This is a genomic window from Dehalococcoidia bacterium (assembly GCA_028711995.1).
Classification (GTDB): Bacteria; Chloroflexota; Dehalococcoidia; order SZUA-161; family SpSt-899; genus JAQTRE01.
In genome coordinates this window covers 1-7,631 of the sequence record JAQTRE010000141.1, presented here as the reverse complement: position 1 = coordinate 7,631, position 7,631 = coordinate 1, and the positions used below count along the sequence as shown (strand labels likewise).

Genomic DNA, 7,631 nt, shown 5'->3' with positions numbered 1-7,631 from the left:
ATATCACCGAGCGCAAGCGAACAGAACAGAAGCTAAAGCTCACCCAGTTTGCCATCGATCGGGCTTCGATCGGTTGCTGGTGGATAGACAGTGAAGGTCGGGTTTTCTACGTCAATGATCAGGCCTGCCAACCTCTAGGCTATACCCCTGAAGAAATGATAGGAATGACGGCGCAGGATTTCGATCCTGATTTCAACATCGATACAGGGAAATTGCCCTCGACGCAAGAACTGCTGGCAATGAAGTCATCCACTTTTGAAAGCAGACACCGGCGCAAGGACGGTTCTACAATTCCCGTGGAGATAACCGTCAACTTCGCCGAATTCGATGGGAAGCTGCACGTCTTCTGCTTCTCGCGGGATATCACCGAGCGAAAACGGGCGGAAGCGGCGCTTCAGGGAAGTGAAGAAAGATTTCGGGCTCTGGCGGAGAACAGCACCGACACTATTATGCGTTTTGATCGACAATACCGTCACCTGTATGCCAACCCTGTCGTGGAGAAAATAATCGGAATACCCCCGAAGGAGTTTATCGGCAAAACCCATCAGGAACTCGGCTTTCCCGGGGATATGTGCTTGCTTTGGAAAGATGCCATCGAGCAGGTGTTTCAATCCCGAGATGCGCGTCGCCATGAATTTCAACTTGACGGCAGGTGGTATGACTGGATGCTGGTGCCCGAATTTGACGCACTCGGACAAACCAAAGCGGTCATCGCTTCGGCGCGCGATATCACCGAGCGCAAGCAGGCGGAGGAGAAGATACAGGCCTCACTTCAAGAGAAAGAAGTGTTGCTCAAGGAAATCCATCACCGGGTGAAGAACAACCTGCAGATCATCTCCAGCCTGCTCAATCTCCAAAAGGAAACTGTCAAAGATGAAGATTCGCGGGCTATGCTCGAAGATAGCGGGAGACGCGTCCGCTCCATGGCCCTGATTCACGAACAGCTGTACCGGTCCGGGAACCTGGCCCGGATCGATTTCACCAACTACATCCGTGAACTCTGTCGAAACCTGTTACATTCCCATAACGGCCGAACCCAGGCAATTGGACTGGATATCCGGGGAGATGGAATCTTCCTAGGCATCGATACCGCGGTACCCTGCGGGTTGATGATCAACGAACTCGTCACCAATTCGCTCAAATACGCCTTCCCAAAGGGATGGCAGAATGCCTGCGGAGAAGACGTTTGGCCCGGGATCAAAATCGAGCTTATGACCGACTCCCACGAATTGACCCTCCGTGTGGCCGATAACGGCATCGGGTTGCCGGAGGAAATCGACTACCGAAACACGGAGACACTGGGCCTGCAACTGGTGACCAGCCTGGCCAATCAACTGGGGGCAACGCTGGAAGTTGAACGCCAAAACGGAACAACGTTCCAGATTACTTTTCTGCCGTAGAGCCGGAGACGTCAGGAACAAGCAGCAAGGTCTTGTATCCAGAGAGAAAATGAACTTAGAGGCAAGCTAATGCGCATTCAGACAAAAATACTTGGATTGATCCTGACCGCAGTCTTACTGACAGCAACCATCGGCACTCTCATCGGAAGAACGGTGGCCACCGATGCTCTGGAGGATCAGGCGAAGGACAATCTCTCTGCCCTGGCGCAATCGAGGACTCAGACGATCCGGAACCTGATAGAGTATCAAAAGCAGAGTATCGAACTACTGGCCAGTCAGTCCAGCGCTTACCAAGCGGTGATGCAATCCGGCAGCGGTGATCTGGGTTTTGAGCCTGATGATCTTGATGCGATCAGCTATATCATGCAGAACATGACCGCCAACAACAAATATGTCTGGCAGGCGCTATATCTGAATGCGGATGGGATCGTGGTTGCCTCGTCGTTCCGTCCTGAGACTAGGCCGGTCGAACCTTATCCCGAGACTGGCAATCCTGAAGATTGGACCCGGGTGGACTACAGCCAGATCGATTGGGCTGCGGTTGATCCAGCTCAAATTGACTGGTCTGCGGTGGATTACAGCCAAATCGATTGGCCCCAGATCGATTTGAGCCGGATCGACTGGAGCAAAATCGACTACAACAAGATCGACTATAGCAGGATCGACTTGAGCAAAATCGACTACAGCAAGATTGACTGGAGCAAGATTGATCTGAGCCGGGTTGATTGGAGTAAGATCAGTATCCCGGAGATTGACTTCAGCAAGGTTGATTTAAGTAAGATCGACTGGGCTCAGGGCGATATGACCCAAAACGACGTCTATCTCAAAGGCAAGGAAGGAACCTATGTCGGCAACGTCGCTCTTTATGAAGACAGCCGCGATTTCGTATTGGCGGTATCGGCCCCATTTTATTCGGATCCGAATAGGAAGACGTTAAAAGGGGTCATGGTGTATCTTGGGGGTGAGGATGAACTCTGTTCAATCGCCGCCGACCGCAGGGGACTGGGAGATACCGGTGAAGTATATCTGATAAACGAAGAAGGCTATATGTTGACGCCCTCGCTGTTCGTTGAGGATGCGATGCTCCGCCAGTCGGTTGTTCTGCCCGAAAGCTTCGGGGAAGTTGAGGAAACCGGAGCCATTACGCGGGAGAACTACCTGGGAACCAAGGTGTTCGGCGTTTACCATCGGCTGCCAGGCACACCCTGGGTGATAGCCGTGGAGAAAAGCCGATCGGAGGTGCTGGAACCGGTAACGGATTTGACTCGCAAAATGTTGTGGGCGATGCTGACATTGCTCGGGTTCTGGATCGCTTTGGCCTTCTTTCTATCGCGCAGAATATCCGCCCCCATCATGAGATTGCGCCAGGGCGCCGAGCGCATCATGAAAGGAGACTGGAGCATTGATGTGTCCATAGCAGCCAAGGATGAAGTGGGCGATCTTTCGAGGGCATTCAGCGCCATGACGGCAAATCTGATGCAATCACAAAAGGAACTTCAACAATACAGCACCGGGTTGGAACAGCAGGTGGCCGAGAGGACGAAAGAGCTCTCCGGCGCCAACGAAGAATTGAACCAGGCGAGGAACAAGCTTGAAAAACGCGTGGAGGACCGCACCCAGCAACTGGTGGAAATCAACACAGCGCTGGAAGGCCGCATCAACGAACGAGAGGTGTTGCTGAAGGAAATCCATCACCGGGTGAAGAACAACCTCCAGATCATCTCCAGTTTGCTGAACCTGCAAAAAGACAGCTTCAAGGATGAACCTTCGCGCGCCATGTTCGAGGATAGCGGAAGGCGCGTCCGCTCCATGGCCCTGATTCACGAACAACTGTATCGGTCCGGCAACCTGGCCCAGATCGATTTCCGCAACTACGTCCGGGAACTCACGGGCAATCTGTTGCATTCCTACGTCGGCAAAACCCAAGGGATTCGGCTGGATATTCAAGGGGAGGGACTCTTTCTCGGCATCGATGCAGCCGTGCCTTGCGGTTTGATGATCAACGAACTCATCACCAATTCGATCAAATACGCCTTCCCCGAGGGATGGCAAGGGTCCCGCGAAGAAGACCTTTGGCCCGAGATCAAAATAGAGCTTGGAACCAATAACGCCCACGAGCTGATTATTCTTGTGGCCGATAACGGCATTGGATTACCGGAGAACATCGATTACCGAAACACGAGGACACTGGGCCTGCAACTGGTCAGCAGCCTGACCAATCAATTAGGGGCCACAATGGAAGTGGAACGACGGGGCGGAACACTATTCCGAATCAGCATTCCAGAGCAGGGCTGGAAGCAAGGAGCGTAGTATGCCATCACTGAGAATTCTTGTGGTTGAAGATGAGGCGATCGTCGCCAAGGATATCCAGAACCGGCTCAAGCACATGGGCTATGATGTCCCCTCCGTCGCCCATACCGGAGAGGACGCCATCCGATATGCCGGAGAAACCCTCCCGGACCTGATCCTTATGGACATCCGGCTAAAGGGCCAGATGGACGGGATAGAGGCCGCCGAACGCATCCATGATCGATGGGATATCCCCGTCATCTACCTCACCGCCTATTCCGATGAGAAGACCCTGGAGCGGGCAAAGGCCACAACTCCAGGAGCCTATCTCAGCAAACCGTTTGAGGACCGTGACCTGCGCATTGCCATCGAGATCACCCAATACCGCTGCCAGATGGAGAAACGGCTCAAGGCCAGCGAGGAGAAGTTCAGAACCATCTTTAAGAATGCCAACGATGGTATTCTCTATCTCGATGAAAGAGGTACTATCCTTGACGCCAACGACAAGATTGGGGCTATTTTCGGCTATCGAAAAGAAGAGGCAGTAGGCAAGCACTTCGCAATACCGCGCACTTTTTCTGCGCCTAAGCAGGCCGAGTTGAGCGCGCTCTACCAGAAGGCTGTGAGCGACGGATTCGCCAGATTGGCATCGCTTGACGGTGTTCACACTGATGGCCATCCCATCTGCGTTGAGGCCAGTTGCCAGGTAATTGAGCGTGAGAATGGAGAACGGGGAGCCATCCTTGTTGTAAGAGATATCACTGAGCGCAGACGGGCAGAGACAGCGCTAAGAGAGAGCGAGGAAAAATACCGTACCGTGGTTAATAACAACCCGGACACCGTGTGGATCGGAGAGCAGGGAAAGGGAATCGCTTTCATCAGCCCAAGCGCACAGGCAATCCATGGGTATACGCCAGAAGAACTGCTTCTGAACGGAGCCCGCATTTGGCTGGAGAGCATCCATCCTGACGACCGCCAGAAAGCAAAAAACGCCCTTGAGGCACTGGAGGAGAAAGGGGTTTTCTTTGCCATCGAGCACCGGTTCAAGAAAAAGGACGGGCAATGGGTATGGTTATATGCCAGGGCTGTCAACGCCTTCGAAAAAGACGGCAAGCGATTTTTCTATGGTTTGACCTCGGATATCACGGATCGAAAACGGGCGGAAGAAGAAACAGCCAGGGTCAAGGCCATGGAAGAAGCCGATCGTCTGAAGACAGCGCTGCTGGCCAGTGTTTCCCACGAGCTGCGCACCCCTTTGACTGCCATCAAAGGGCTGGCGAGCACCCTGGTTCAAGCGGATGTGGAATGGCCCCCGGAAACCCAAAAGGAGTTTCTGGAAGTGATCAACAAAGAGTCGGATATCCTGGTTCACCTGGTCAATGACCTTCTGGATATGTCGCAACTGGAAACACGCACCCTGCGACTGGAAAAAACGAAGTGCAGGATATCCTCCATCATCAACCAGCTGGCAGACAAGTTGAAAGGCATTACCAGAGAGCATCAACTGGAAATCGATGTTGCTCTCGATCTGCCCCCAATCTATGCCGACGAAGTACGCATCGGGCAGGTTATCATCAACCTGGTTCAAAACGCTGCTTCCTATTCTGAGAAAGGTACGCGTATCAGGCTGGAGGGGCAAAGGGCGAACCGTGATATTATGGTGAGCGTTACCGATCAAGGCATTGGCATCCCATCCCAATACCTGGGAAAAGTCTTCGAACGATTCTATCGGCTGGAGAGCGGTGTGGCTCGCAGAAGAGGCGGCAGCGGCCTGGGGCTAGCCATCAGTAAAGAGATAATCAATTTCCACGAGGGTGCGATCATGGCGGAGAGCGAGGAGGGTAAGGGCTCTCGATTCAGCTTCACCCTGCCGATCGGCGAAGACGCTGAATGTCTGGAGAACATCAAACCCACCCTGAGCGATAAGAAGCCCCGGATTTGAATGGCTCGAAAACATAATGGTTATTGAGGCCACTTCGCGCTACCCCATCTGCCGCGGCCGGTATTGCAGCGCCTCGGCCAGATGGCCGGCGCTGATGACCTCCGCGCCTTCAAAGTCAGCGATAGTCCGGGACAGCTTGAGAATGCGATGGAACGAGCGGGCGGAGAGGGAAAGCTGTCTGGCTGCTGCCTGAAGAAGATTCTGCGCCTCCGGTGCCGTCTGGCAGAAATCACGAATCTCGATCGGCGTCATATCGGCATTGCAGGTGAGCCGGGTTCCCTCAAAACGCTTCCACTGAGCCTGGCGCGCCGTCTCCACTCTGGCCCGGATGGATTCGGACTTCTCTCCCAGCCTCTCATCGGTCAACTTCTGATATTCGATTCGCGGGACCTCGATGAAGATATCGATGCGGTCCAGGAGCGGCCCGCTGATTCGCTTCTGATAGCGGGATACCAACGTCGAGGAACAAGTGCATTGCTTTACCGGGTCGCCATAGTAACCGCACGGACACGGATTCATGGCTCCGATGAGCATGAAATTGGCCGGGTAGGTGATGCTGCCTTGCGCGCGGGTAATGGTGACCATCCGATCCTCAAGAGGCTGCCTCAAAACCTCCAGAACAGCGCTTCCGAATTCAGGCAGTTCATCGAGAAACAACACTCCTCTGTGGCTCAGACTGATCTCACCGGGTTTGGGCCATCGACCTCCTCCCACAAGCCCGGCATCTGAGACGGTATAGTGCGGCGAGCGGAAGGGCCTTTGAACGATGAGCGGCGTATCAGCAGGAAGAAGTCCGCTCACGCTGTATATTTTAGTGACCTCCAGCGCTTCATCGGCGTTCATTTTGGAGAGAATGGAGGGAAGCGAGCGAGCCAGAAGCGTCTTACCACCTCCCGGAGGCCCGCTCATCAACAAGTTGTGTCCGCCAGCCGCCGCAACCTCCAAGGCTCTCTTGGCATGCTCCTGTCCCTTTATATGTGACATGTCTATCCCTGAATCTGTCCTTTCCACCGCATCGAGGGGATTATCATGAAGAACATACTGAGGGATCACGGTTTCACCGCGCAGATGAGCCAACAGTTGCGTTAGAGATTCCACCGAAATCACAGTGATACCTTGAATAAGGGCAGCTTCCCTGGCATCGGCAGCGGGTACAAAGACCGGCGAAAGCCCCTTCTCTCTGGCAAGAGACACCATGGGAAGGATGCCGTGAGTATGCCGAAGACTGCCATCCAGGGAAAGCTCCCCCAAAAAGAGCGCGTTACCCAACCCATCGAGACTGGCCTGTTCAGAACTGAGGATGATGCCCACAGCAATGGGGAGATCATAAGCCGGACCGGCCTTTTTCAGGTCGGCAGGAGCCAGGTTGACGGTGATCCGCTTTGCCGGGAAGGTACACCCTGCGTTGCGAATCGCTGACCGCACCCGTTCACGAGATTCCTGCACTGCTGTATCCGGCAGCCCAACGATGGTTGTGGAAGGCAATCCGCCTGAAATATCCACTTCCACTTCGACCAATTGACCCTCAAGCCCGACCACTGCGGCAGAATTCACTTTCGCCAGCATAAAACACACCTCAGCTTAAAATGATACTATCGACCCACAATATTGTCAACAAAACTGCCTGTTCTCACTTCGGGATTCTCAAATCATTACAACTTCATGTGAAACAGCAGCACACCTGTAAGGGGCAGCCTCATTCTTCGCTGTTTTGGGGACACCCGTCCAGAAGTCTTTTCTAATCCGAAAATGAGCCCGAAAGGGTCATAATAATCGTTTCTTTCTTTTTGCTACTTTTTCTTTCTTTGTAAACCGTGTGGATAGGTGGATAAACCGATGAGCCCCCGATTCAGCGTCCCCGTCCGTCATATTTGGATATTCTCTCAAAGAGATCGGACCGTGCTTTCACCATCCTTTTGGCGAATTCATTATCGCTCATTCGACCCGCAATAGCATCAAGCTTGGCGAAGGTTACTCCCGGAGCCAGATAATCTTGTGCT

Annotated in this window: 4 protein-coding genes; 3 read left to right on the top strand and 1 reads right to left on the bottom strand. The window is 53.5% G+C overall.

Annotation, left to right across the window (positions count from 1 at the left end):
* The 3 genes from PHV74_13680 to PHV74_13670 form a co-directional block, all read left to right on the top strand.
* The coding region (locus tag PHV74_13680) for a PAS domain S-box protein (protein MDD5095409.1) at window positions 1–1,400 on the top strand (1,400 nt) is incomplete at its 5' end.
* Window positions 1,401–1,469: 69 nt separating this feature from the next.
* The gene (locus PHV74_13675) at window positions 1,470–3,710 is read left to right on the top strand and encodes a histidine kinase dimerization/phosphoacceptor domain -containing protein (GenBank protein ID MDD5095408.1); all 2,241 of its coding nucleotides are present in this window, start codon (window positions 1,470–1,472) and stop codon (window positions 3,708–3,710) included.
* Window position 3,711: 1 nt separating this feature from the next.
* On the top strand, window positions 3,712–5,631 hold the full coding sequence (locus PHV74_13670; protein ID MDD5095407.1) for a PAS domain S-box protein: 1,920 nt from the start codon (window positions 3,712–3,714) through the stop codon (window positions 5,629–5,631).
* Window positions 5,632–5,670: 39 nt separating this feature from the next.
* Here PHV74_13670 and PHV74_13665 read toward each other — a convergent pair whose 3' ends face one another.
* A complete protein-coding gene (locus PHV74_13665; GenBank protein MDD5095406.1) occupies window positions 5,671–7,197 on the bottom strand; it encodes a YifB family Mg chelatase-like AAA ATPase in 1,527 nt (508 codons plus the stop codon).
* Window positions 7,198–7,631 lie beyond the last annotated feature (434 nt).

Coding starts and splice junctions, on each gene's coding strand:
- PHV74_13675 (MDD5095408.1), top strand. CDS start 1,470: ATGCGCATTCAGACAAAAATACTTGGATTGATCCTGACCGCAGTCTTA.
- PHV74_13670 (MDD5095407.1), top strand. CDS start 3,712: ATGCCATCACTGAGAATTCTTGTGGTTGAAGATGAGGCGATCGTCGCC.
- PHV74_13665 (MDD5095406.1), bottom strand. CDS start 7,197: ATGCTGGCGAAAGTGAATTCTGCCGCAGTGGTCGGGCTTGAGGGTCAA.